21 protein-coding genes and 1 pseudogene are annotated in these 25,309 nt (G+C 54.6%); 9 read left to right on the top strand and 13 right to left on the bottom strand.

What is annotated here, in order from left to right; all coding sequences use genetic code 11:
* The coding region (rfbC, locus tag HGP17_RS21615) for a dTDP-4-dehydrorhamnose 3,5-epimerase (protein WP_168812497.1) at positions 1-445 on the top strand (445 nt) is incomplete at its 5' end.
* Between the two features lie 117 nt (positions 446-562).
* Here rfbC and HGP17_RS21610 read toward each other — a convergent pair.
* From HGP17_RS21610 to HGP17_RS21560, 11 genes are all read right to left on the bottom strand, one after another.
* Positions 563-1,354: a glycosyltransferase gene (locus HGP17_RS21610; RefSeq protein WP_168812496.1), complete on the bottom strand. Its 792-nt coding sequence runs from the start codon at positions 1,352-1,354 to the stop codon at positions 563-565.
* Between the two features lie 82 nt (positions 1,355-1,436).
* On the bottom strand, positions 1,437-2,552 hold the full coding sequence (locus HGP17_RS21605; protein ID WP_168812495.1) for a glycosyltransferase family 1 protein: 1,116 nt from the start codon (positions 2,550-2,552) through the stop codon (positions 1,437-1,439).
* Complete coding sequence (gene wecB, locus HGP17_RS21600; protein ID WP_168812494.1) at positions 2,549-3,649, bottom strand: UDP-N-acetylglucosamine 2-epimerase (non-hydrolyzing); 1,101 nt, start codon at positions 3,647-3,649, stop codon at positions 2,549-2,551. Before wecB ends, HGP17_RS21605 begins: the two co-directional genes overlap by 4 nt.
* Positions 3,650-3,656: 7 nt before the next feature.
* Positions 3,657-4,790, bottom strand: coding sequence for a glycosyltransferase (locus HGP17_RS21595; RefSeq protein ID WP_246704160.1), 1,134 nt, complete (start codon positions 4,788-4,790; stop codon positions 3,657-3,659).
* Between the two features lie 149 nt (positions 4,791-4,939).
* Positions 4,940-8,707: a glycosyltransferase gene (locus tag HGP17_RS21590; RefSeq protein WP_168812493.1), complete on the bottom strand. Its 3,768-nt coding sequence runs from the start codon at positions 8,705-8,707 to the stop codon at positions 4,940-4,942.
* The gene (locus HGP17_RS21585; protein ID WP_168812492.1) at positions 8,704-10,998 is read right to left on the bottom strand and encodes a methyltransferase domain-containing protein; all 2,295 of its coding nucleotides are present in this window, start codon (positions 10,996-10,998) and stop codon (positions 8,704-8,706) included. Before HGP17_RS21585 ends, HGP17_RS21590 begins: the two co-directional genes overlap by 4 nt.
* A 48-nt stretch (positions 10,999-11,046) precedes the next feature.
* Complete coding sequence (locus HGP17_RS21580; RefSeq protein ID WP_168812491.1) at positions 11,047-12,417, bottom strand: ABC transporter ATP-binding protein; 1,371 nt, start codon at positions 12,415-12,417, stop codon at positions 11,047-11,049.
* On the bottom strand, positions 12,407-13,228 hold the full coding sequence (locus HGP17_RS21575; RefSeq protein WP_246704159.1) for an ABC transporter permease: 822 nt from the start codon (positions 13,226-13,228) through the stop codon (positions 12,407-12,409). The genes HGP17_RS21580 and HGP17_RS21575 overlap by 11 nt, the downstream gene beginning before the upstream one ends.
* The gene (locus HGP17_RS21570; protein WP_168812490.1) at positions 13,225-13,677 is read right to left on the bottom strand and encodes a hypothetical protein; all 453 of its coding nucleotides are present in this window, start codon (positions 13,675-13,677) and stop codon (positions 13,225-13,227) included. Before HGP17_RS21570 ends, HGP17_RS21575 begins: the two co-directional genes overlap by 4 nt.
* 96 nt (positions 13,678-13,773) lie before the next feature.
* Complete coding sequence (locus HGP17_RS21565; RefSeq protein WP_168812489.1) at positions 13,774-15,162, bottom strand: O-antigen ligase family protein; 1,389 nt, start codon at positions 15,160-15,162, stop codon at positions 13,774-13,776.
* 159 nt (positions 15,163-15,321) lie between these two features.
* The gene (locus tag HGP17_RS21560; RefSeq protein WP_168812519.1) at positions 15,322-15,897 is read right to left on the bottom strand and encodes a sugar transferase; all 576 of its coding nucleotides are present in this window, start codon (positions 15,895-15,897) and stop codon (positions 15,322-15,324) included.
* Positions 15,898-16,085: 188 nt separating this feature from the next.
* Here HGP17_RS21560 and HGP17_RS21555 point away from each other — a divergent pair, with 188 nt between their 5' ends.
* A complete protein-coding gene (locus HGP17_RS21555; protein ID WP_168812488.1) occupies positions 16,086-17,021 on the top strand; it encodes an SDR family oxidoreductase in 936 nt (311 codons plus the stop codon).
* A 15-nt stretch (positions 17,022-17,036) separates the two neighbouring features.
* On the opposite strand, the gene HGP17_RS21550 is transcribed toward HGP17_RS21555, so the two are convergent.
* Positions 17,037-18,323, bottom strand: a complete 1,287-nt coding sequence (locus HGP17_RS21550; protein ID WP_168812487.1) for a nucleotide sugar dehydrogenase — start codon at positions 18,321-18,323, stop codon at positions 17,037-17,039.
* A gap of 262 nt (positions 18,324-18,585) precedes the next feature.
* On the opposite strand from HGP17_RS21550, the gene HGP17_RS33780 reads away from it, so the two are divergent.
* From HGP17_RS33780 to HGP17_RS21525, 5 genes are all read left to right on the top strand, one after another.
* Entirely contained in the window at positions 18,586-18,774 is a 189-nt protein-coding gene (locus tag HGP17_RS33780) for a hypothetical protein (RefSeq protein ID WP_168812486.1), read from the top strand.
* A gap of 698 nt (positions 18,775-19,472) precedes the next feature.
* Positions 19,473-19,862: a hypothetical protein gene (locus HGP17_RS33775; RefSeq protein ID WP_168812485.1), complete on the top strand. Its 390-nt coding sequence runs from the start codon at positions 19,473-19,475 to the stop codon at positions 19,860-19,862.
* Between the two features lie 167 nt (positions 19,863-20,029).
* The gene (locus tag HGP17_RS21535; protein WP_168812484.1) at positions 20,030-20,713 is read left to right on the top strand and encodes a DUF1275 family protein; all 684 of its coding nucleotides are present in this window, start codon (positions 20,030-20,032) and stop codon (positions 20,711-20,713) included.
* 153 nt (positions 20,714-20,866) lie between these two features.
* Positions 20,867-21,850: a UDP-glucose 4-epimerase GalE gene (gene galE / locus HGP17_RS21530; RefSeq protein WP_168812483.1), complete on the top strand. Its 984-nt coding sequence runs from the start codon at positions 20,867-20,869 to the stop codon at positions 21,848-21,850.
* Positions 21,828-23,390 (top strand): alkaline phosphatase family protein, encoded by a 1,563-nt coding sequence (locus HGP17_RS21525; protein ID WP_168812482.1) that lies wholly within the window; start codon positions 21,828-21,830, stop codon positions 23,388-23,390. Before galE ends, HGP17_RS21525 begins: the two co-directional genes overlap by 23 nt.
* A gap of 70 nt (positions 23,391-23,460) precedes the next feature.
* On the opposite strand, the gene HGP17_RS21520 is transcribed toward HGP17_RS21525, so the two are convergent.
* Positions 23,461-23,967, bottom strand: coding sequence for a DUF1993 domain-containing protein (locus HGP17_RS21520; protein WP_168812481.1), 507 nt, complete (start codon positions 23,965-23,967; stop codon positions 23,461-23,463).
* Positions 23,968-24,035: 68 nt separating this feature from the next.
* Between HGP17_RS21520 and HGP17_RS21515 the strand changes: the two genes are divergently transcribed.
* Both HGP17_RS21515 and HGP17_RS21510 read left to right on the top strand, forming a co-directional pair.
* On the top strand, positions 24,036-24,260 hold the full coding sequence (locus HGP17_RS21515; protein ID WP_168812480.1) for a hypothetical protein: 225 nt from the start codon (positions 24,036-24,038) through the stop codon (positions 24,258-24,260).
* A 78-nt stretch (positions 24,261-24,338) separates the two neighbouring features.
* Positions 24,339-25,264, top strand: a pseudogene (locus tag HGP17_RS21510) (sugar ABC transporter substrate-binding protein).
* Positions 25,265-25,309 lie beyond the last annotated feature (45 nt).

Genomic DNA, 25,309 nt, shown 5'->3' with positions numbered 1-25,309 from the left:
CGAAGCTGCGATTGGGCGCAGCGCCGATTTCGTACAGGACAATCATAGCCGATCCGGGAAGGGCGTTTTGCGTGGGCTCCACTATCAGCTCCCGCCGCATGCGCAGGCCAAGCTGGTGCGCGTGGTTGTTGGCGAGGTTTACGACGTCGCCGTCGATATCAGGAGGTCGTCACCAACCTTTGGTCGGTGGGTCGGTGTTCTCCTTTCGGCTGAGAACAAGCGGCAGCTTTGGATCCCGGAGGGCTTTGCCCACGGCTTCCTGACACTCACCGACCACGTCGAGTTTCTGTACAAGACCACCAATTACTATGCGCCCGAGAGCGATCGCGGCATTCGCTGGGATGATCCCCAGATCGCCATCGACTGGACGCTCGATAGTCAACCTGTGCTTTCTCCGAAGGATCAACGGCAGCCGTTGCTGAAAGATGCGGAAACCTTCGATTGAGGTATCGTTTTCGTTCGCGGTGGCTGTTTTGAACCTGATCTGCTTAAGCTTCTTTTCTAAGCGCGAGCGGCCTCAACGCTTGTGATGCTCCCAAGTCAAGGAAGCATCCCTGCTCAGCTAGACGAGCTTAAGGCCGAATTTTCGATAGAAAATGTAGGCAGAGCGAATAAATTGCTCGATATGCCAAAGGCCTTTGCGAGCAGCGTCTCCGCCGCCATGAACGATTCTAACCGTGGGCAGGAAGGCGATACGCGTGACTTTCGCTGCACGTATGGAGAGGTCAAAATCCTCAAAATAAAGAAAATAGCTGGGATCAAAGCCATTGAGGTTGCGGAAAATCTCGCCGCGAAAGAGCATAAAGCATCCACTAACGATCGGTGGATCCCAGAAAACCGCGCTATCTGGCATCTCCGCCATTTGGTAGTGATCCAGTCGTTTTTTGAAAAGCTGACGCAGTCGTTTTGGCGCGAAACCTCTCAGTGCAAGGTCCAGAATAGCGGGGTAACGTTTACATAGATATTGGCGAATACCATCCGTTCCGACGGCTGAGGGAGTCAATAACCCACAGTTTGTGTGTTGTTTCAGAAACTGCAGGGCATTCTCGAGGCTGTCGGGGCCTAAAACAACGTCTGGGTTAAGCACAAGATGCAAGTCGCCGACATTGTCTATTACCATGTTGTTCGCGCGACCAAAGCCGACATTGCCCTGCCCGTTTAACAAATGAATCGACAGATCCTGAAAGCTCTCTCTTAGCCAATTAGAAAGAGAGTCGCTTGGCGAATTATCAACTATTACTATATTGGTTTCAGTATCAGCCAAACGAGCTATTGAAGCCCGCAGGCTTTCGAGAGTGGCCTGTAGTACGGTAAGATCGGGCCGATATGTGACAATGCAAACAGAGAGCAGCATCGTTCAATTCTGTCGTTGGTCTTGAGCAAAGTCGATCATTTTTGCGCTGTCTCCAGCTGGCGATCATCAAATAATTATGCGGTTATAGATGCGCATTTTTGAGCAAGTTTGCGCTATCAAACCGCTGGGGCCACCCATTTTCCTTGATGAATGACTGTACGAATTCAGGAGCATCTTGATGCAAGAGAGCGTCGTGTGCCAGATGCTCAATATCCGTAAGAGATCGACTTATAAATGTGCCTTGAGATTCTTCCCGCAACGACATCTCGCCAAAATCTGTTGAGATCACTGGAAGCGACATTGCACGGTATTCATAGAACTTGATCGGATCCACCGAAGCAGTCAAGTTATTGTTTTGAAATGGAATTATTCCAACGTCAAACTTCGCCATAGCACTGATGGCTTCTTCATGAGCGCACGGAGGCAAAAGCTCGATATTGTTGGGAAGCAATCGGGGAGGGGGTGCAAATACCGGACCGATCACCCTTACGAGATCATTTGGTCTGGCGTTTGCCAATTTAATGACCCACTCCCAATCAAACCACTGAGCGATTGTGCCAATGTAGCCAAATATCTTTCTGCTCTCGGCATTTCGGACCTTATTTATGGTCGAATACAAAGTGGGCTCAAGGCCGTTTGGCACAAAGTTAAGGTCGGATCGCAGTTTGCTCCAGTGTGTTTGCAAGCGCGTGCTGCTTACCCACATATGGGTGCATTTCCCGGCGAGGTTTTTTTCCCGTCTTCTCATAACCGCTTTTGATAAGCCGCTATAGAACGCAGGAAATTCGTCCATGGCATCATACAAGGAAGGTATGTTAGGATATTCTGACACCAGAAGGTTCGCCAGAAGGCTTGGTTTTCCAGCCGCGATTAGCGCATCGTTTCCTTCCACAAAGCGCTTCACTTCGGAAAATATCGCGGCCCACATGAACCTGTTGACTGATGACAATATAGGTATGGGCTCGATTGGTACAGCTCTAGGTTTAATCACCTCTATCCATGCGTCAAGATTTGTGGATTTGCCACTCATCGGCGCGTTGCGGCGCTTGAAGTCAATCGGTTTAGGGAGCCGCGTCGGGTAAGGATCGATCCAAAGAACGTTCCCTCCAGTACGCAAGTGAAACCATTCCGCAAACTTGTGAGGTCGCTGGGCAAAGCTGGCCCACGGTACAGGCGACAGATAAACCAAGCGCGTCAAGTAAAAAACTCTCGCAAGGTTTCGGCTACGCGTTTCGAAGCGAGACCATCTCCATAGGGTGAAACGCCCCGTGCCATTTCACTATATGCTACCTCATCGTCCAGAAGTCGCTGCGCTTCGCGGACAATATTCTCATAGTTTGCCCCGACGAGTTTCACGACACCTTGTGCCACGGCTTCCGGTCGCTCAGTTTCGTCGCGCAAGACCAAAACCGGTTTTCCAAGCGCTGGCGCTTCCTCTTGAACACCACCAGAATCCGTCAAAATAAGGTATGCGCGCTTCATGGCGGCTACGAAAGGTGCATAGTCCAACGGTTCGCACAATATGAAATTGGAAACAGATCCCAAGACCTCATGCGCCACATCCTTTACGTTCGGGTTAGGATGAACCGGATAGAGAAATTGGACATCCGGGTTGTTGTCCGCGAGAGTTTTTAGGGCTTCGCAAATATTTCTGAAGGGCTTCCCGAAGTTTTCGCGTCGATGGGATGTCACCATCACCAATCGCTTGCTGTCATCGAGGACGACGGTGGTTTCCAATGGCTTGGCCGCCGTCATAAGCAGAGCGTCTATCACCGTATTGCCGGTAACAAGCACATCGCTTTCTGCAACCCCTTCCTTCAGAAGATTTTGCCTTGCGCCCTCGGTCGGAGCGAAGTGCCACTTGGCGAGTTTACCCGCTATGACCCGATTGGCTTCTTCGGGAAAAGGATTTTGAATATCCCAAGTGCGTAAACCTGCCTCAACGTGCCCAATCGGAATACGACGATAAAAGCACGCCAAAGCGACAGTCATCACGGTCGTTGTATCACCCTGTACGAGGACGACATCGGGTTTTTCCGTTTCCAGAACTTCATCGATTGCCAAGAGCAGGCGAGCGGTCAAACCAGCTAGGGTCTGATTTGGACGCATGATGTCCAAATCGATATCCGGCTTTATATCGAAGAACTCCAAAACCTGATCGAGCATTTGGCGGTGTTGGGCTGTTGCCAAGACTTTTACGTCAGACCAAGCCTCTTGCTTCAGCGCGAGAATGACTGGAGCCATTTTGATGGCCTCGGGTCGGGTACCGGCAACGCAGATGACTTTTTTCTTCATGGGAACCTCAGGGAACAGGGTCTGCACTTGCAATCAGGGATTCTATTTTCGAAACGTAGGTTTCAGCTCGTATATCCCATCTGTTTGCGTCGGCAAGATCGCTTAGGCGCCGCTTAAAAGAAGGATCATTCCGAACATTCAACGCATTCTCAATGGCCCGAGCGAACTCAATAGCATTGTTCCCCGAAAATACCTCCTCGTACACAACGCATTCCTGCATGTCACCAGTCACGACAACAGGTTTTTCGAGGGCAAAGTATTCAAATAGCTTTAGTGGCGATGTGGCGCGCGCTATGTCGCCCATGACGAAGGGTATAAAGCAGGCATCGAAAAGGCGTGCGTACGACGGTAGATTCTTGTAATCAACCGGCCCCAAGTAGAGCACGTTACTTCTGCGCGGAAGCAGAGGTATGCAACCACTGTAATCGGGACCGATGAAGACGAAACCAACGTCTGGCATCATCTCACTGATCTCGGCTACAAGCTCATACCAAAGCCATGGCGCTATAGCGCCGAAGTAACCAACAATATTTCGATGGCTATCTTTGAACGCCTGCAAGGCCGATGAAATGTCGTAAGTCGCGTGGCCTTCATTTCGATAGTGAGCGACATCGACGCCATTGGGGACGAAAACACAGCGCGCCGCGCCACATGCTTGGACCGCTTCTTCCTGTAGCAATTTTGCCGAAGAGACGACGAGATCAGCATTGGCAAATGCCACTTGCTTCAGTTTCAACAATCGCCTGAGGCTAGACGTTCCCCCAGAAATGGAGGCGTCGATGTGATCGATGTATTCGTAAGTGACGAAACCACTTTTCTTGGCGGACAAAAAGTCTCGGTCTTCGGCAAATAAGGTTGTGCTGTAAAAGCAGCGAACGGCACCGTCAATCGCTTCCACCTTGGGATCGTTCGTAAGCCAGACGTTGGTCCCGATAGAACGGAAGCCGACAACTCCATCTCCCGTCGTGCGATACAACACTAGGCAACCTAGTTTGCCGAGCGCAAGCGCCATGTGGTGCGGCCGCTGATAAAGAGTGACGTTCCAGTCAATGCTCGCTTCCAGAATAAAGATGAGACGATGGCTTCGATCGCTAAGCACTTCATCACCAAAGCGCTCCCAGCCGATATCGCCAGCCTGCATCTGTCCCTGGCTGCCTCCTTTACGAAGCCATCGTACGATGGAATGCCGAAAGCCGTGCAAATGATGACGCAACGGCGCTGGCAGTATCCAGAATATTTTCCGGGAACTGGCGTATACGATACTTCTGATTAGTCCTTTCCAGTGAGACATCATGCCGTTTGAACTTCAGCAGCGTGTTTCTCATTCCGTGAAAGTTGAGCTCTGACAAGCACGCTATATTGTTCATAGCTCGTGCTTCTTTCAAGCTTGCTCAGTTCCTCATCGCTGAAATTCGGGCGAACGGGATCTTTCCAAGTCCGGATCATTGCGTCGGCCATTTGACTTTCAAACGGTTGGGTAGATTTCAGCTCCCAAATTTCTCCCTTGTACTGTGCGATGTCCTGTGGAGGGGGAACGACTTCGATACCTGGTCGCCCCTCAAATGAAGATGCAAAGCCGACTCGGCTGGTTACAATCGGTAGATTTGAGCGAATGGCCTCGAGCAAGATGAGCTGGCCGCCTTCGAAGAAAGCTCCACTAACAAATGCGTCAGCCATGGCAAAATGCTCGTGTGAGCGTGGCGCAGCCCCGCAGTATATGACTTTGTGTTCAAGGCCTTTGGTGGCGATGTAAGCATTCAGCTCATCCATCAATGCGGTCTCGTAAATCGGACCCAATATGGCGAGCTTGGCGTTTTCGCACGTACGGGAGGCTATCTCGAAAGCCTTTAAGGTGCCCAGATGGTTTTTTTGATGGTTTATGGCGCCAATGTCGACAAATACGAAATCGTCTCCAGTGATTCCGTATTTTTCGCGGAGGCTCTCCCTTGCTTCACGAGGCGCAAAATCATGGAAGGGGGCGAAGTCGATGCCATTCGGGACAACGATGCATTTCTCCTCGGGAACTCCAAGGCGAGAAATGCTGTAATCACGGACATAGTCGGAAACGGCAATGAACTTGGTCGTTAGTTTTGCGTTGTCGGAAAACTCCTGCCGTTGGCGGTCGTTAAGCCACATGTAGACATTATGAATCACCTGCAGAAACGGAATATCCCTGTCATTGCAAGCTCTTAATCCATGAGTAGAATAATGGGCGAGTACGAGCTTCGGTTTGATATGGTCGATGATTCTTTCATAAGCCGATGGGCTATATATTTGGCAAATCACCTTTTGGCCGCGACGACGGGCTTGGTCGACGGCAGGTCCGCGATTGCCGAGTACAAGGAGAGCAATTTTATAATTTGCTTTCTTAAGCGTATCATTCAAATCAAGAACGACGTTCTCAAGACCGCCAGCTTCAAAATTGTCAACCTGAACGAGAACGTCGCACTCATGCGGAACAGTGGAGAGATCCGCTAGAGGGATATTGGCGGCCGCTTCGACAATGGGCCCACGGATATTAGGCGACATTCTTCGCCATAAACTGCGTGCAAGCCGTCCACTGGTCGTTTCAGGGGGAAGAACACGGCGTAATCTTGTTGCGATCCTGGAGCGAATGGTCGGTCTGTGTCGCGAAGAAAAGAATTGATATATCTGCTCTGCGCCCGCCTCGCGGACGTCTTGAAGTCTCTCATATACGGCCAGATTTTCACTCGCCATCCGCACCCGGGTCTCTTCGTCTGGTAATTTTGACGCGAGGAAATCGGGCAAAGTAATGTATTGCATGCCGAGCGATTTAAAATCACCGATATTCTCGGAATCTATAATGGGAACGATACCCATAGCCAGGTATTCGACCAGCTTGGTAGGGCATGCGACTTTGTTCACTATGCTGTCTTCGCGTAAGATGAAACCATAGTGGCAGTTCGGATAGATCTCCATCAATTCCGCATGCGTCTTTGATTCCACGATAACGGAATTCATCAGACTTGCCGATAGCATCGCTTTCACCGCTTCCGGTTGCGGCGTATAGAAACGATGTTGGCAATGATCTGCGGTTTTCGCGATCGCATCGATCATTTTTGGCACTTGTTGCCAGCGGTGCAATCCCCCAGCATAAACGACAATCGGCTTTCCGTTTTCAAGCGGCCGCGCTGACGTCGAAGGCGTAAATGTCGGGAACATTGGGAATGAGATGCTTCGGGCTTTCAGCGCACCGCGAAACTTCTGGCGGAGATAGTTTTCCATCGCCTTTGTCACAACAATGACAATGCCCGCTTTCCGAACCGCCAGACGTTCTTGTTTGTCGTATATAAGCGCACTGTAGAAATCATCGTGCATACGGAATTCTTCCGGCACAACACCGTGAATATCGACGGCCTTCCGCACAAACGGAAGGTGCAAAAACTGCCCAAATCGATTGTCGTACATTCGCAAAACACTATGGAAATAAATCCTGCGCGTGCGAAGGACCGCGGCCGCGGCAAGCATACGCACTAGCATTTTCAGCTTTTTGCTGCCTGTTACTCTCAATACAAGAACGTTCGGCTCTGGCCGGTCAAACCAAATATTGCGGCCGGTCAGCTCCTCGCTTTCGACATAAATGCGCCAACGATCCTGAAAAAGACGATCAATGATTTGGATTCGCTGAAAATATCCATCGCTCTGTCGTTCAGGATAAAAATACCCTCCAAAGAATACAATACCATCGAGTTGCCATAGAAAGCCGACACCGCGTCTCACAAGCCAGAGGAGCTTGGAAATTCTGCCTGTCGGCTTGCCGGCCGGCGCTGCGCTTGAGGGAACGCGTAGCCTTGGTCCAGCGGCTTTGCCGTCTCGCTCAAGAGACGAAACGAAGGCATGAATGGCAAAATTGCTTTCAACGCGATCATGTACCGCCTCTGCTATTCGACTAAGGTCAGCCGTGATTGCTTCAACACTTTCCTCGTTGACTTCTTCCTTCTTTATATCCCGAGAGAGTGCTGCTTTGACTTTGATCCAGGTGTCGGCCAAATCTCCGTACGATCTTGCCGTCGCGATCTGCGTGCCCAACTCTTCGGGAGCTTGGTCGCGATAGGCTTCGAAGGTTGCGGACAGATTTCGAAACTCGGTTTCAAAATAGTCTATCTGATGATCTAGATTGCGAGTGTAGGCTGCGAGATCTGTGCGGCTCGCGGAAGCTGAGGGTTTACCAAGTGCGAACGCTGCATCCATGCAAAATGAAACGATTGGCTTTTCCGACCGCCTGCTCCATTTGATGCCGTGTTTTTCTTCGAGATAACGTTTGTTCTTTTCGGCGCGTGCGCTGAAATATTCATATTGAAGCTTACCGAAGGACGCTGAACCCCAGTGATGGATAAACGTGTCACGTGCCAAGAATATTTTGTAGCCGAGTTTTCGCGCGCGGAAACAGTAGTCATCATCTTCGAAGCCACCGGGGAAAAATGTTTCGTCTAGCAGGCCGATCTTCTCGCACGCGCTCTTCGTCAGCAGAACGCAGAAGAATGTGACATCCGCTTCCACAAGGTGACCTTGCCAAGCGTCATATCGCCTGTCAGCGAATTTTTTAGCTCGTTGGTATGGTTCCTCTATAATCCTTATGCTGCCGGCTTCTATAAACTCGCTAAGGTCAGCATTGTAATCGACGGGGATGCATTGTTCGCTGTCAGCTTTGTTGGTGACTGAACTGATAATATCTTTTTCATGTGCCAACATCCTGTCCAGCCAGTGATCCGTGACGATCACGTCGCTGTTGAGCAGGCAAATGTGGGTTATCGTGTCGTCGGCGAGAAATTCGCGAATGCCGACATTGTTTCCGCCGGAAAAGCCTAGGTTTTCGGGCTCCTCAATATAGCGCCAGTCAGTGCCTACCTCCGAAATGTGCGCTGTAATAGCCGCTCTTATTTTGTTTCGGTCGTCTGAATTGGACGCATTGTCCACCAGGATGAGCTTAACCGCACTTTCATTATGTGCCCTTCTTAAGCTGGCCAACGTGGCAATGAGCGCGTCGGGAGCGTTGTAAGAGACAATAACGATTCCGGTGGTCGCGATTTGAGTCATGAGTTGTTCTTCGAGATCAGTCTGGAAATTCTGCGCGAAATGAAACGAAATCCGCGCATGATTTGGAAGCAGAGCGAGCCTTGTGCATTTGCCAGCTTCAAGAGTTGCGCATTTAAAGCGACGACCTGTCGGGCAAAATCCTGGGCGCGCGCTTCCGTTTCAATAACTTGCCGTCCAAGATCCTGCGCTCTTTCTTCAGTTTCGCTTACTTGCCGCGCTAGCTCCTGCTTGGAAGTTTCTGCTTCGGTGAGATTGCGGGCTAGGAGGTCGACGTTAGCTTCCAGATCTCTTGATCTGACGCTTGCAAAGCTTAATTGCCGCTCAAAGAAGCCTTGGCTCTCATGATGGAAAAGTCCCGGCTTTGCTTGACACTCATCCAGAGCATTCAGCATGTAGGCTGCGCGTGCAGCCCTGTCCATAAGCTGAGACAGCTCCGGGAAACCGAAAGGCAGTGGTCGTGACGAGTTGCCGATCATGTTCAACCAGGGAGCAGACATTAAGCGCTGTGCTTCGAGGACACTTTTCTCCAAGTATGCTCTTGCTTGTTCAATGTTGTGTTTGGCGACGGCAAGGATGCTTAGCCAATAAAGTGCATCAAGCGTCTTATTGCCAAGCAACGCGCTGTAGGGCGTAACATCGATCGCCGCACACATAGAATAAAAGCGCTCGGCATCATCCAAATTTCCGGATTTTCTGGCCACTTCGCCGACCGCAAAGAGCAGCGATACCTGCCAACGCAGTTGATGTGGTGATGGTTTTATGATCCCAGCGTAGCGAAGCGCGGACGCTCGAATTTCCTCAAGTGTCGTGTCTGTCAACCTACCCTGTTTTGCCAGTGCATAGACTTGGCCGCACAAAGCGCTGGCAAAGTCTGTTGACGTGGGGTCGGCCATTTCGAGAACGCTTTTTTGCATATCCTGCAGGAGGTCTTCCGACTGCGCACGCATGCCGATGGCGATCATGCCTTTTACGAGCCAGGGGTTTTTATAGTCTCGCGCAAAAGCGGACACGTTGAAGTCCGGGGAGTCTGGTTGGCTCCAGGAGGTCTCCTCATAGGCGACATCTTTGCCGTTGATTGGGTCAGCCATGCACAAGAGCAAGACCCATTCTCCGTCCTGTTCACACTCTCTTTTGGGTATTGCTTCGACCCAACCGCGAGGCGAGTGATGATAGCGCATCCCGCCGCCGGCCGTTTGGAAGAAGCCTTTTTCAAGCAGGAAGTGCGATCCGCATTCCTCGATGAGGCGTGCCCATGTATAGACGTGAAGATGATAGGGGTTGGGATCCTTGCCAGTTTCGTCAACCCAGTTGTTGGGTGCACAGACCATCAATCGGCCTGATGGCTTGAGGACGCGTTTAAGCTGGGTCAGATACTCATCCGGATCAGGAACATGCTCTATCGTCTCGAATGCGGTTATGAAATCGATACTGTTGTCGGGTATTTGCGAAAGCGCTTGCGCGTCGCCTACCTCAAACCGAACTGCATCCGATCTCCCGTAATGCGCGTTTGCATAGTCGATGCTGAAATCGCTCAGATCGATTCCGATCACCGATCGGGCGCTGGAAGAGCTGTATAAAATGTGGCTCCCGTAGCCGAGACCGCAAGCGACGTCGAGCACACGATCTCCTGGACGAATATACTCCACCGCCTTGTGATATCGAATGCAGTGCGCATCGCTTCTTCGGCCAGTTTCTCGAAGCATATCGGTATGCAACAAACGCTCTTCGGCAAGAACCAATAAGTCGAAATGTTGCAGCGCCGCTTTCGGAGCCTTTTCAAGGGCGATCAAGATTTCGCTGCCGTCGCTGTTTAGCGACTCGTACGGATTGACTTGATAAAATAGCGGGTGCTTGCGAAAGCCAGCTTCAAAGCAGCGTGTTTCCCACCAAGTTCTATCTTGGCGAGTTTGTAGCAAATGCGCTTCCGGGCTTTGTCCTGTCGCCAGGCGCAAAAAGACATAGCGGGATGAGACTCGATAAAGTTCACCCAAAGCTACCGCAACTTTATTGGTTGCCAGCTTTTCAAGGCCACCGATCGACACAATTGTTTCAAAGTACTCATCAGCAAAAGGTAGCTCTAAAAACGAGCTGTCGGGCTCTCGATCATGGGCATCCGCATTGATGAGGTCTGCATCCGTCCCAGACTTGTGGATCGTATGTGCGTCAACGCCTTGCGCGATCAGGCCCGGCAGCAAAGATTCAACATTGCTACCAATCTGCAGCAACTTTCCGTAGCCGCAAGACTCAAGAATCATTTCGATCAGCTTAGCGTTGGATTTGACAGCTTGCATATCGTTCTCTGGTGGTTCTCAGCCGTTAAAATGAAGCGGCGCGGCGTATCACCACGTCGCCACCATACGCAAATCTGTCATGCCGCCAAACGTATATTCATTCTGGCGTATCAGGGTTTGGAAAAATGCGGCTTCATCTTTCCAATGCAGGATGCGTTGTTCGGTATAGTCTGGCTTTCCTTCGTAAGAAATGGCTGCTTGAATCTCATAAAAATTAGGACCAAGGGTGCAACTGCACTCAAGCCAAACATCGAATTCTTCGTTCTCCTGGATTTCCCGTTTCCAGAAAACTTCGCCGTGGCGCGCGCCGGTTAGAACCTGCATATCTTGGTTCAGCGTTCCCCAAGAGTATATTTTTATGCCTTCGCGACTTCTTATTCTGATCGAGACGTTAATATGATCGGTTGTGATTGCTGATCGACAGCTAACCTGGATCTTGATTGGATCCCCCGGATAAAAGACTGCGCAGGGCTCGCCTTCCATATCGAAGGTCTTCACAGCTGTGACTTCAATGCCTCCATCACCGAAAGACAGGCTGTCACTACGGCCGGGCAGGGAATGGCTTTTGCCTGCACCGCTTTCGGCAGTCAGCTTCTTAGTCTCACCTGACGCCGCCGTTTGTTTAGGCGCCAGTCGAGAGAAATAGGACGACTCTTCTTCATGAAGAAGCTTGCGGTAGGAAAGTAAAACTTCCGATGAACTTCCTGTCAGAACTTCATGCCCATTTTTGAGAAGTATAGCGCGATGAGTGAGTGTACGAACAGACTCCTGATCATGTGATACGAAAAGGAGCGTCACGCCATCCGAAAGCAGTTTCTCGATCCGCGCGAAACAGCGCTTCTGAAACAAGGCATCGCCAACGGCCAAAGCTTCATCGACGATCAGGATATCAGGATCGATTTGCACTTGAACGGCAAATGCGAGGCGCACCAGCATGCCGCTTGAATAAGTCTTGACGGGCTGCTCCAGATAATCGCCGATATCTGCGAATGCCGCGATCTTGTCGAAACGCTCGTCAACCTGTTCTCGCGTCATTCCAAGCAGCATGGCGTTGAGATAGACATTTTCTCGCCCGGAAAACTCTGGATTAAAGCCCGAGCCGAGTTCAAGAAGTGCGGCGATGCGCCCCTTCGTCGTTACCTCGCCTACGGTCGGGGCGAGAGTCCCGGTAATGATCTGTAGCAGCGTACTTTTGCCGCTCCCGTTTCGGCCCACAATGCCGAAAGCCTCACCTTTTTTTACTTCAAAGGAAATGTCTTTCAGCGCCCAGTGTTCTTTGTAATGGACCGCGACATCCATGCCGACCAAGCGCTGAATTGAAGGCATGACAAGTTGTTTTAGTCGCTCACGCGGCGAAGAGTAGATTTCATAACGCTTTCCGAGGTCTTTGACGCGAATAGAAATTTCATCAGAGGACATCAGCAAAACCTCTTCGTGTCTTCTGAAACCAGACGTAACCCAACCATGCAAATACGCCTGAAAAAGCCGTCTCGAGGAACCAGTGGTTCCAATGGATGTTTTGTTTCCAGATTAGAACTCCTCGAGCTTCCTCAATAAGGAATGTCAGTGGATTGAGCTGGAAAATGACATGAAGTTGCTCCGGCAGTGCGCTGATGGGAAAAAAGACCGGAGAGAGAAACATCAGCGCTGGAATGGCCGCGGTGACGACTTGATTTACATCGCGAAGGTAAACCCCAAGCGACGAAAGGAACCAGGTGCAGCCCATTGCAAGGAAAATCAATGGGATCAAGATGAACGGAAAATAGAGAGCTTGAACAGAGGGCAAACCGAAAAATATAAAATAAAATAGGAGCCATATCACCATGCTGGCAAGGAAATGAAACCCTGCAGAGGCCACCAAGACAAATCCCATGATTTCGAGCGGGAAAACAACTTTTTTGACATAGTTGACGTTTCCGACAATCAGGGATGGCGCTCGTCCGAGGTTTTCCGAGAAGAAGTTGAATATCAACAAACCGGAGAACAAGATCAAAGCAAATTCAGTTTTTGAGTCGCTTCCGCCGGGCCAGCGTGCTTTGAATACCGTGCTGAAAAAGAAGGTATAGATTGTCAGCATCAAAAGTGGATTGAACAGAGACCACATGATGCCAAGAAACGACCCTTTGTAGCGTCCAATCACTTCGCGTTCTGTCAACGCCAGAATGAGGCCACGATTGCTCCAAAAGCTCTTCAGCATTCCTTTTGGTGAGAGAGAGAAATTCTGCATCATTGAACTTTCTTGCGAGCTTCGATGAAGAAGCAATCGCGCCAGCGGGCAATTTCTCTCATCGCGTTAGCCTGCATTAGTCCAAGGCTGCAATCAGGTGCTTTTGAGCGCGAGGCTCGCCGAGCGTTGCCCGTGCTCATCAATCCATTTACCCTTTTATTAGCTCTGCTGCAGGCCTGTCGTTGCTCGAATTGCAGGCGATATCTGTCAAAATATGCTACAATTTCAGAGATAGAGAGAGATCCCTTATTTGCCATGTGCAGGCAACTTGCGGAATTAGGGTAATATTCTCTTTCTTTATCCCTGACCGATAGAATCAATTCTTCTTCTTGAAAGTTTTTGACTCTACCTAAGGTAGAGTTTGTCCTTCCAAGCCGTTGGCGCGTATAGCCCAGACCTCTTACGGAATCAAGTTTGCCATATGTATGGTACCGACAGTGATGCAAGCTCAACGAGAGCCTCCGATGAAGCCGCTTGAAGGTGAGTGGCGCAATGCAGAATGAACCATCGACAAAATGAGTACGCAGTTTCCCATTGAGTTCAAACGCTCAGCTCCTTGTGGGAGCTTGTAGCTCCGGCCGCTTCCTCGCCGCCGTCAGATACTCCCCCTTTAGTCGCATGTGACACCAGCAGGCGAAGGCGGAGCTGGCGAAGGCCAGGCTTTCGCCGATGGCGAGGCGGTTGTTGGAGTTGCTGAGCAGAGTGAGTGAAAAGAAGAACAGGCAGAGGATATAGGCGTGCCATGCGGCGCGCGGGATGATGCCGGCCTTGCGGGCGCGCCAGACGGCGCGAATGAAGACGGCGAGCATGAAGCCCATGACGGCGGCGCCAAAGAGGCCGTAGCGCACCAGGATTTCCAGATAGCCGTTGTGCAGCAATGTGTATTGCACATGCGAGTAGCGCGTCTCGGCCCAGCGTTCCAGCCAACGATTGCCCCAGCCGAAGACGGGGGCGGAGGAGAAGACCTCCCAGCTGTTGGACCAGAGCTGCAGGCGCTCATCCATCGAAACCGGCGTGTTGGTGGAACTGATTGCGTTCGACACCACGCCACCCATTTCATGGCCCTCGATCACATTTTCGACCATGGCAACAGCTGCCGACAGGGTCGGGCCTGCTGTCTTGTCGAGATTGTGGCGTACGCCATAGATGCCGGCAACCAGCAGGGCGGCCACCGCGAGGATGATGACGACGCCGCTCTTCATGCGCAGGTAGGTGAGTGTTACCAGCGCCATGACCGGCAGGCTGATGCCGAGCGCCAGCCAGACGCCCTTCGATTTCGCGCCGTAGATGGCGATGAAACAGAGTGCAAAGATGAACGGCGAGACGATATAGGCGAAGCGCGCGACACGGCGATCGCTATCCTTTTCCGTCAGATAATGCAGCAGCCAGAACAGCGTGAAGATGACGATCATGCCGCAGGCGACAGCGCCGTGGATCTGGTTGTTCATGATCAGCGGGCGGATGGTTTCGCCGGCAAAGACCTCGCGCAGGTGCTGCGTGGCGACCAGCATGACCAGAACCAGAGCGAAATAAGCTGCGACGATCTTCTCCATCACCTCTTCGTAAAGAAGGAAGGCAACGCCCATGATGGGGAAAAAGAACGGGAAGGCATAGAGCCAGTCGGAGGCGCCGATGTCGTGCTGCGGCGTCAGCCAGAGCGTGATGCCGAAGCGGGCCATGACATAGATGGCCCAGCCCATGCACAGCCAGCCGATCCAGTCCGTGCGCGGGCGGATCGGCGCTCTCATATAATAATAGAGAGCGATCAGCGACATCAGTGCGGTCGCATAGCGATAGGCATCGCTTTCAACGACGGTCGGCGAAGCCAACAGAAGCCAGAGCAGGCCGCCGATGATTGCCACGGCCTTCGGTATCGTGCTTGCGGCTTTGACCGTGCCGGGAGGGCGCATTGCGAGATCAGCATGCGGTTGGTTCATGCGCGCTTCGTCCAATGTCGTCTTCCGCCTTCGTCCACATTTGTTTCACTGTTCTGCGTTCCAGACGCCCCACACCGGCCGTTAGGGGCGTAAAGGGGCAGGAATGCGGCATTTTTCGCATGTAAGCCTGTCGGTGCGATCGATTTCACGCGAGGCTTGCTAATGGGCAACTCCATCGCGCCGCACCACTTTCAGCACGGTCAGAATGATGATCTTGAGATCGAAGACGAACGAGCGCTGACGCAAATAGTCCTCGTCCAGCGCCACCTTTTGCGGGATCGGCAGCTCGTCGCGTCCATTCACCTGCGCCCAGCCGGTAAGACCAGGCAGAAGCGTGTCGACGCCGCGTTCGGTGCGCAGCGCAATGAGATCATGCTGGTTGAAAAGAGCAGGACGCGGTCCGACAATGCTCATCTCCCCCTTCAGGATGCACCAGAGCTGCGGCAACTCGTCGAGGCTCGACTTGCGAAGGAAGGAGCCGATCGGCGTCAGAAAGATCTTCGGATCTTTGAGGAGATGTGTGGCGACCGCAGGCGTGTCCGTGCGCATGCTGCGAAATTTCGGCATGCGGAAGATCTTGTTGCTTCGGCCGACACGATCAGACCAGTAAAGGATCGGGCCTTTCGAGGTCAGCCGCACGGCGAGCGCAACGATCAGGATGGGAATGAAAAAGACGATCGTCGCAGCAAGAGCAGCGAGAAAATCGAACAGGCGCTTGGCGATCGTATAAAACATCGTCTCTGTTTGTCGCATCGGCGCCGATTTTCGGGCGGCGATGAAGGTCGCGGTTGTCCTGTGCATGTCATATCGCGAATTTAAGCACAACTGGCCATGCCCAAGATTCCCCGGCCTTGTTTGGTGTCAGTATACCGTGCAAAGCATGTCTTCGACGATGCTGCGGACGTTCGGAAGGCGGTGGACAGATGATCCTGGTGACAGGTGCGACGGGTTTTGTCGGGCAGGCCTTGTGTGCCGAGCTGAGCCGTCGGCAGATGAACTATCGGCCGGTCAGCCGCATGTTGCGCCCTGGCTTCGTTGCGATCGGCGCAATGGATGGCGCTGTGGATTGGTCGGAAGCGCTTGCCGGTGTCGAGACAGTCATGCATCTGGCGGCTCGCGTCCATGTTATGAACGAGAGCGCCGCCGATCCCTTGGCCGCCTTCCGAGCCGTCAATGTCGATGCAACGGCCAATCTGGCGCGGCAGGCGGCCAGCGCAGGCGTCCGGCGTTTCATCTTTTTGAGCTCGATAAAGGTCAATGGTGAGGCGACGGCGGCCGGGAAGCCGTTCCGGGCGTCGGATACACCAAATCCGGACGATGCCTATGGTCGCTCTAAGCTGGAAGCCGAGCAAGCCTTGCTGGCGATCGGGGCGGAAACGGGCATGGAGGTCGTCATCATTCGGCCGCCGCTGGTCTACGGTCCCGGCGTGAAGGCGAATTTCGCCAGCCTGATGAAATTGTCCGCCCGGCCGTTTCCCTGGCCGTTCGGGGCGGTTCGAAATCGCAGGTCGCTCGTTTACGTCGGCAATCTCGTCGATTTCATGCTACTTTGTGCACGACATCCGCTCGCCGGCAATCGGGTATTCCTGATCAGCGACGGGGAAGACCTTTCGATCGGCCAGCTGATTTCCAAGTTGTCGCTGGCAAAGGGCAAGAAGGCCCTCATGCTGCCCGTGCCTCCGGCGCTGTTGGAGGGCCTTGCGGCAATTCTCGGCCGCAAGGCGGCTGCACAGCGGCTGCTGGGCTCGCTGCAGGTCGATATCAGCGAAACGAGAGAGAGCACCGGCTGGTCGCCGCCTTACTCGGTCGAAGAGGGGCTGGCGGCGACGGTTGCTGCCGATACAACGAGTGCTCGCTGATTTGGCGAAGGTGCCTCAAAGGCTCCAGACCAAATGGCCTTCAAACAATGGGTTGGTTCGATCGAGCGCGGCTTTCACGTCAACGACCACGCCATTTTCGTTCAGCAGATTCAGGATTTCGGCTGCGCCATCGGCGAGATAGGATTTGTGCGGCACGGCAAGTACCAGCGCGTCAAGTTTGCCGAAATCCTTCAGCTCTCTCAGGCGTATACCATATTCCTCTTCGGCTTCGGTGTGGCTTGCCATCGGGTCATGGATCAGCGGCTCGAGGCCGAACTGGTGCAGTTCGCGGATGATATCGGGCACGCGGCTGTTGCGCAGATCAGGCACGTTTTCCTTGAAAGTCAGGCCGAAGATGCCGATGCGGGCGCCATTGATGGGCCGTTTCGCGGAGACCAGCATCTTGATGAGCTTCTGGGCAATGAAGGCGCCCATGCCGTCATTGATGCGCCGGCCGGAGAGGATGACTTCCGGATGGTAGCCGAGTTCCTCGGCCTTGGCCGTCAGATAATAGGGGTCGACGCCGATGCAGTGGCCACCCACCAGGCCGGGAGTGAAGGGCAGGAAATTCCATTTGGTTCGCGCGGCCTTCAACACATCGGCCGTGCGGATATCCATCTTCTCGAAAATGATCGAAAGCTCGTTCATCAGCGCGATGTTGAGGTCACGCTGGGTGTTCTCGATTACCTTGGCTGCCTCGGCGACCTTGATGCTGGGAGCTCGATGGATACCAGCCTCGACGACAGCGCCGTAGATGGCGGCAATTCTATCCAGCGTTTCCTCGTCGTCGCCGGCGACCACCTTCACGATACGCTCGAACGTATGTTCCTTGTCGCCGGGGTTGATGCGCTCCGGCGAATAGCCGACGTGGAAATCCACACCCTGACGAAGGCCGGAAACCTCCGCGAGCACCGGGCCGCAGACCTCTTCAGTGACGCCGGGATAGACCGTGGATTCGTAGACAACGATCGCGCCCTTGCGCAAAATCTTGCCGACCGTGCGCGAGGCTGAGATCATCGGGCGCAGATCCGGCTGGCGATTCTGGTCGATCGGCGTCGGCACGGCAACGATGAAGATATCGCGATCCCGCAGATCTTCGATCTCGCTGCTGATGCGCAGGCCGCTCGAGCGCAATCTTTCGAGAGAGACCTCTTGGGTATCGTCCTCGCCGGCCTTCAACGCAGCGATGCGCGAAGCCTTGATATCGAAACCGACCACATCATGGAATTTTTCAGCGAGCGCGATTGCGACGGGCAGGCCTACATAACCGAGACCAATGACGGCAATTTTTTCGTTCAACACAGCATACCTCGAACATTCCGCCTGAATTAGCCCAAATCCGAAGCTCGTGTCAGCGCCTAATATTTGCCTTCAGGATCATTTCAGGTGTGGATCGCATGAATGTGATGACCGGCCATCACCTTTGCAATGGGCGCACCGGGCAGGTTTTGCCCGGTCTTGCCACCGCAACACCGGGCGGATGCACAGGGCGCCTATCGAAACTTTTCGGTTCCGACCCTATTTATTAGGGTGAGACCCAATTTCTCGGAAAGCGTGGTTCGCAATGCGAAACAGCTATCTCAAACAACTCCGCTCCCAGCGCGAGGAGCTTGAAGCCAGGCTTGAGCTGCATATAGCGCGCTATTGTTTCGGCGACGGCGAGGTGGACGACGGCACAGAGGCGGAGCTGCGGCAACGTATCGCCGAACTGTCCGACGAAATCACCGAGCTTGAAACCCAATGGGGTGAATAGTCGGACGATTGCTGAACGCAGTCGCTGCCTTGCGAGCGTCGGCCCGTACTCGGTGCGATAGAAGGTGCAAGGAAGTCCTGAACGGGATTCAGCTGCCAATTCGCAAAGGGTGGGTTGGCAATGAGAGCAACCGAATCCGTGGATACCGGTGCTTGGCAAGCCGAAAACGGCTGGCCGGGCGCACAGGCTCCGGCCTTTATCAAGTCGTCAGCGGATGCTTGATCGGTCACCAGCCTGATCTTCATCGCCTCATCCGGTGTAATCAATCGTATCGAACTCGGAGCGGCGCTCATTGCCATATCGAGGATCGACCGATCGATGCCTATTTCCTTCAGGTAAGCGAGAAATTTCGATCGCTGTGATTTCGACAGGGTCGTGCTGTCGCGCATCCCGATGAACTTGCGGCTGATTTCCTGGCGACTGATTAGGCGCTTCTTGCCGTTAACGATCTGATATTTCATCCGGTAGAATATCCGCTCCTGATCGTAAGTCGTCTTGACCTGATGGACGCCGACGATAGCGAAAGGGCTGATGACGCGCCTGATGCCGGCGGCCAGTACGAAAGGGCACGCTGAAAAACATCTGGCGCCAATGGAATAAACGGTGCCTTTTGCGCCGGCGCGCCAGCCGTCGCCACAGAGCGGCTGGTCGTTCGGGCAGGATCGAAGTCTCGTGCCGCCCACGGCCACCGACAGGCCGTGCTTTCGGATGATCTCCCCCATTTCCATCGCAGCCGCTACATTTCCGCCGGGCGAGTTCACGATTATGGGCAGCTTCCTGTTGCCGATACTGGCCAGAAGCTTACGCAGATCGCCAGGGGATTTCGCATCGATCATGCCCTCGGCGGCAATCCAGTCGGCGCATCCCTCGGGTCGACAGTCGCCGGAGCCGGGATCGGCGTGAACGAGCATGAACTGCATGGGTGCGCCCGGTACCTGAGCTGCTGCGATCGGCGCAAAGATAAAGAGCGCCAATCCCGCCATGGCTGCCAGCCGGCGGGATTGGACAAGGAGGCGCGCAACATGCAAGAAAACCACTGGAATCATAAAGCGACGCCTCCCAGAATCTGTGTGATGGACGGCCACTAAAACACAACTCCGTTAAGCAAGTCGATGCAACCTTGATCTGCAGCATGTCGCCCCCGTCCAGTTGGCGTTCCACGGCGATGTTTCGTTTCGCGGCCACGCAAGCATCTCGACATAGGCGACCTTTCGGCGCGATAAGGTCGGAGACGATCGAAGCGCGCGAGGAACCGATGAAGCCGAGCCTGCCTATTCTTTTGAGCATCAACGGCGGTTATGTCGATACCGCCGGCTTTCTTGCCCTCCATGGCCTTTTTACCGCGCATGTCACGGGCAATTTCGTCACTCTTGGCGCAACGCTGGCGCTCGGAGCTTCGGGGGCGGTTGCCAAGCTGCTGGCTCTCCCGGTTTTTTGTATCGTCGTCGTTCTCGCGCGGCTGCTGGGCGGCGATCTTTCGCGTCGCAATCTGCCGACGCTGCAGATCGTTCTCACCCTGAAACTCGTGCTGCTCGTGCTCGCCGCGATTTTTGCGATGCGCTTCGGTCCGTTCGGTGACGGGGACGGCTGGCAGGCGATCTTGACCGGCATGACTCTTATCGCCGCGATGGCGATCCAGACGACAGCGCATCGTATCCACCTCGGCTCGGCGCCGCCGACCACGATGATGACGGGAACGACGACGCAAATCATGATCGATATTGCCGACCTCCTGCGAGGCGCCAAGCCGGAAGAGAAAGCCGCGATGAAGGCACGGCTTGGCCGCATGGGAGCGGCCGTCGGCGGCTTCGCCCTCGGTTGCGCGGTGGCGGCCAGCCTTTTCCTGCTGATCGGCATGGCTTGCTTCCTGCTACCGCCGGTTTTGGCGCTTGCCGGAATTCTCATGCATGCCGGCAAGGTGGAAGCAAAGCCGGCGTAATTTCCCGTCTGCGTCCATTCCTGATCCCGCCCATCTTGCGCCTTTCTCCCGCCTTGCAAGTCGGCTACAGCTCTCTAAGTGTACGCGTCGGATCGTACCCGGTCCGCCGCATTTTGGGGCGGCATATCGTTTGTGAGTAGAGAAGGGGTAGTGATGGCAGGAGAAACCGTGCTTGTGGTCGGCGGCGCCGGATATATCGGTTCGCACACATGTCTGGATCTGGCGAACAAGGGGTTCAAGCCCGTCGTCTACGACAATTTCTCCAACGGGCATCGTGAGTTCGTCAAATGGGGTCCGGCCGAGGAAGGCGATATCCGCGATCGCGCCCGTCTTGATGAAGTCCTGGCCAAGCACAAGCCTGCCGCCATCCTCCATTTCGCCGCGTTGATCGAGGTTGGCGAGTCGGTCAAGGATCCGGTCTCCTTCTACGAGAATAACGTCATTGGCACGCTGACTCTGCTTTCGGCTGCCCAGGCCGCAGGCATAAAGGCTTTCGTCTTTTCGTCCACCTGCGCGACTTACGGTTTGCCGCAGAGCGTGCCGCTCGACGAGAGCCATCAGCAGGTGCCGATCAATCCCTATGGCCGCACGAAATACATCGTCGAGCAGGCGCTTGCCGATTACGATCTGTACAAAGGCCTGCGCTCCGTCGTTCTGCGCTATTTCAACGCCGCTGGTGCCGATTTCGAGGGGCGCGTCGGTGAGTGGCATAAGCCGGAAACCCATGCGATCCCGCTGGCCATCGAGGCGGCGCTCGGCCGCCGGCAGGGCTTCAAGGTGTTCGGCAGCGATTACGACACCCGCGACGGCACGTGTGTACGCGACTACATCCACGTGCTCGATCTTGCCGACGCCCATGTGCGCGCCGTTGAGTATCTGCTTGATGGAGGCGATTCCGTCGCGCTCAATCTCGGCACGGGCACCGGTACGACGGTGAAGGAGCTGCTTGGGACCATCGAGACGGTATCGAAGCGACCGTTCCCGGTCGAATATGTCGGCCGCCGCGAGGGCGATTCGACGACGTTGGTCGCCAACAACGACAAGGCTCGCGATATTCTTGGCTGGTCGCCGAAATACGATCTGACCAAAATCGTCGAATCCGCATGGAACTGGCATGCCAAATCCAACCAGCACTGACAACGGCTCTGGCAATCCGGCCAAGCGCCCGAACGTGCTTCTGATTTCGGCCGACCAATGGCGGGGAGATTGCCTCTCCGCCGTCGGCCATGAATGCGTGAAGACGCCGAATGTGGATGCGCTCGCCCGGGAAGGCGTGCTCTTTCGGCGGCATTATGCCGGAACGGCTCCGTGTTCGCCGGCGCGGGCGACGCTTTATACCGGCCTATATCAGATGAACCATCGCGTCTGCCGCAATGGTTCGCCGCTGGATGCCCGTTTCGACAATGTTGCGCTCGCGGCTCGGCGGGCGGGCTACGATCCGACGCTATTCGGCTACACGGACACGGCTCCCGATCCGCGGATCAAGGATTCCCACGATCCGCATCTGACGTCTTACGAGGGCGTATTGCCCGGCTTCACGCCGCGGCAACTTCTGCCCGAGCATGAGAAACAGTGGTTGTCCTGGCTGCGGGCTCGCGGTCATGCCGATGCCGTTAGCCGCGACATTCACATTCCGGTCGGGGCCGAGCCCGGCGCAATTTCCAACAATGCGCCTGCCTATTCCAAGGACGAGACGCAGACGGCTTTCATGGCCGGCGAGTTCATCCGCTGGCTGGGAGAGCAGGATCAGCCGTGGTTTGCGCATGTTTCCTTCCTGAGGCCGCATCCGCCTTTCTCGGTGCCGGAACCCTATAACCGCATGTTCTCGGCTGCCGACGGCCCGGCTTTTGCGCGTGCGGCTGACCGGGAGACGGAAATGGCTCTCCATCCGCTGCTCGCGTTCGGCATGCCCCTGATCGGCAAGGGCGGCTTCATGCATGGCGGTAAAGGGCCTATCAACGAGTGGTCTTCCGAGGATTTTTCCGCGATCCGCGCGATCTATTACGGCATGATTGCCGAGGTCGATGCGCAGCTCGGTCGGATCTGGCAGGCGTTGAAGGATGCCGGAGCCTGGGAGGACACCGTCATCGTCTTCACGTCCGACCATGCCGAAATGATGGGCGATCACTGGTCTCTCGGCAAGGGCGGCTTCTTCGACGGCAGCTATCATGTGCCCCTCGTCATTCGCGATCCCAGCCAGCCTGCCACGCATGGGCTACAGGTCGCGCGCTTCACCAGCGCTGCCGATATTTTCCCGAGCCTGTGTGACCGGCTGGACATCGAGCCGGCAAATCATGTCGATGGCGAAAGCCTGCTGCCGTTCTTCTCTGGTTCCGAGCCGGAAAATTGGCGCGATGCGGCCTTCTGGGAGTTCGATTTCCGCGATATAGCAGAGGGCATTCCCGAGCGGCATTTCGGCTTGCGGTCGAATGCCTGCAACCTGGCCGTCGTGCGCGACGAGCACTTCAAATATGTCCATTGCGCCGGGCTTCCGCCGCTGCTCTTCGACCTTGAGAAGGATCCGGCCGAGCTTACCAATGTCGCTGATGACAACGCCTATACGGCGATCAGGCTTGCCTATGCCGAAAAGCTGCTCTCCTTGCGGGCGCAACATCTCGACCAGACGCTCGCCTATACGGAGCTGACGGAAAAAGGGCCGGTTTCACGCCGGCCCTGAACAGTTTTCGTTATTTGCTTTCGGCAAGTCTACGCGGGAAAACGCTGCGTGTTTTCCCGTTATCCAAGGTTTAGGCGAACGATCCGAGATAGGTCATCTTGCCGACTGACAGCCCACGGCTGCGCAGGATGTCGTGTGCCGTGGTGACGTGAAAGAAGAAGTTCGGCAAAGCGAATTTTGCCAGATAATCCTCGCCCTTGAACACGACCTTGTTGCCGCCGGGCGATATCGTCACCTCCCGCGTATCGCTGCCTTCCATGGCCTCGGGCGTAATCGTCGCCAGAAAATCCTGTGTCTTTTTCAGGCGTTCGCGCAGATCGGCGACGGTGACCTCATTGTCCTCGAAACGCGGTGCTTCGATGTCGGCGAGACGGGAGATGGTGAGTTTCGCCGTATCGGAAGCGCGCTGGTACTGGCCGGAGAGCGGCAGCATGTCATCGATCAGGCGCGCGGAAACGAGTTCCTCGGCCGAGATGCCTTTTTCCGCGGCTTGGGCTTCGATCTTCTCGAGATAGGTCGAAAGGTTTTGCAGGCCGCGTTGAAAGACGGGGACCGAGAAACTGTACATCGAGGGCATGTGTGTTCTCCGTTGCTGGCCGGCAGGCGGCCGGTTGATCGTCGGTATTCTATTCCGTTCCCGTCGTGATGGAATGGCCATTCCGTCGGGCCGGGCGCCCGTATGTAGGTTCGGTCTCAGGTTGTTACAGCGGCAACGACGAGAAAATCCGCCTTTGTTGCGTGCTGCCGCACCATCGGAATTTGCTGTTGACCTTTGACGTGAAAAATGGAATGAATATTCCGCATATGGAATTTTACGGTTTGTTTGTTCCGTTTTTCAAGATGGCAGCCATGGGAGTGGCGGTCGATTGAACGAAGGCCCTGCGGTGGAGACTGGGGGCTCCGGCATTTAGGAGGGGTGTGGCCGGACACCGTATCTGGGAGGAAAACATGAAGAAATTTATTCTTGGCTCGGCAATGGCGCTTCTGTTGTCCACGGCTGCTCATGCCGAAACCATCGGCGTTTCCATGGCGCTGTTCGACGACAACTTCCTGACCGTTCTGCGCAACGGCATGCAGGACTATGCGAAGGACAAGGGCGTTACGCTACAGGTCGAAGATGCGCAGAACGATATTGCCAAGCAGCAGAGCCAGATCCAGAACTTCATCGCCAGTAAGGTCGACGCCATCATCGTGAACCCGGTCGATACCGACGCGACGGCTGCAATTTCCAAGCTCGCCGCCGATGCGAAGATCCCGCTCGTCTACGTCAACCGCGAGCCGGCCAACGTCGACAGCCTTCCGGACAAGCAGGCTTTCGTTGCCTCCAACGAACAGGAATCCGGCACGCTTGAAGCGAAGGAAGTCTGCCGCCTGCTGGGTGGCAAGGGCAAGGCCGTCATCATGATGGGCGAACTGTCAAACCAGGCTGCCCGCATGCGCACCAAGGACGTCCATGACGTGGTCGCGACCGACGAGTGCAAGGGCATCCAGATCGTTCAGGAACAGACCGCCAACTGGCAGCGTACCAGGGCGCCGACCTGATGACCAACTGGCTCTCCAGCGGTCTCGAATTCGATGCCGTCATCTCCAACAACGACGAAATGGCGATCGGCGCAATCCAGGCGCTGAAGGCATCCGGCAAGTCGCTGGACAAGATCGTCGTTGCCGGCGTCGACGCCACGCAGGACGCGCTTGCCGCTATGCAGGCCGGCGACCTGAAGGTCACCGTGTTCCAGGATGCAGCCGGCCAGGGCAAGGGCGCAGTCGATGCGGCCCTCAAGCTCGCCAAGGGCGATAAGATCGAGAAGAAGGTTTACATCCCCTTCCAGCTCGTCACGCCGGCCAACGTCAAGGACTTCGTCAAGAAGAACTGATGATGAGAGTGATCGACGGATGCGGGTCAAAGGCCCGCATCCTTT

The sequence above is a fragment of the Rhizobium sp. P38BS-XIX genome (assembly GCF_012641435.1).
Taxonomy (GTDB): domain Bacteria; phylum Pseudomonadota; class Alphaproteobacteria; order Rhizobiales; family Rhizobiaceae; genus Rhizobium.
Note: the sequence above shows the minus strand (reverse complement) of the source record. Positions and strands in the feature narration are given on the sequence as shown.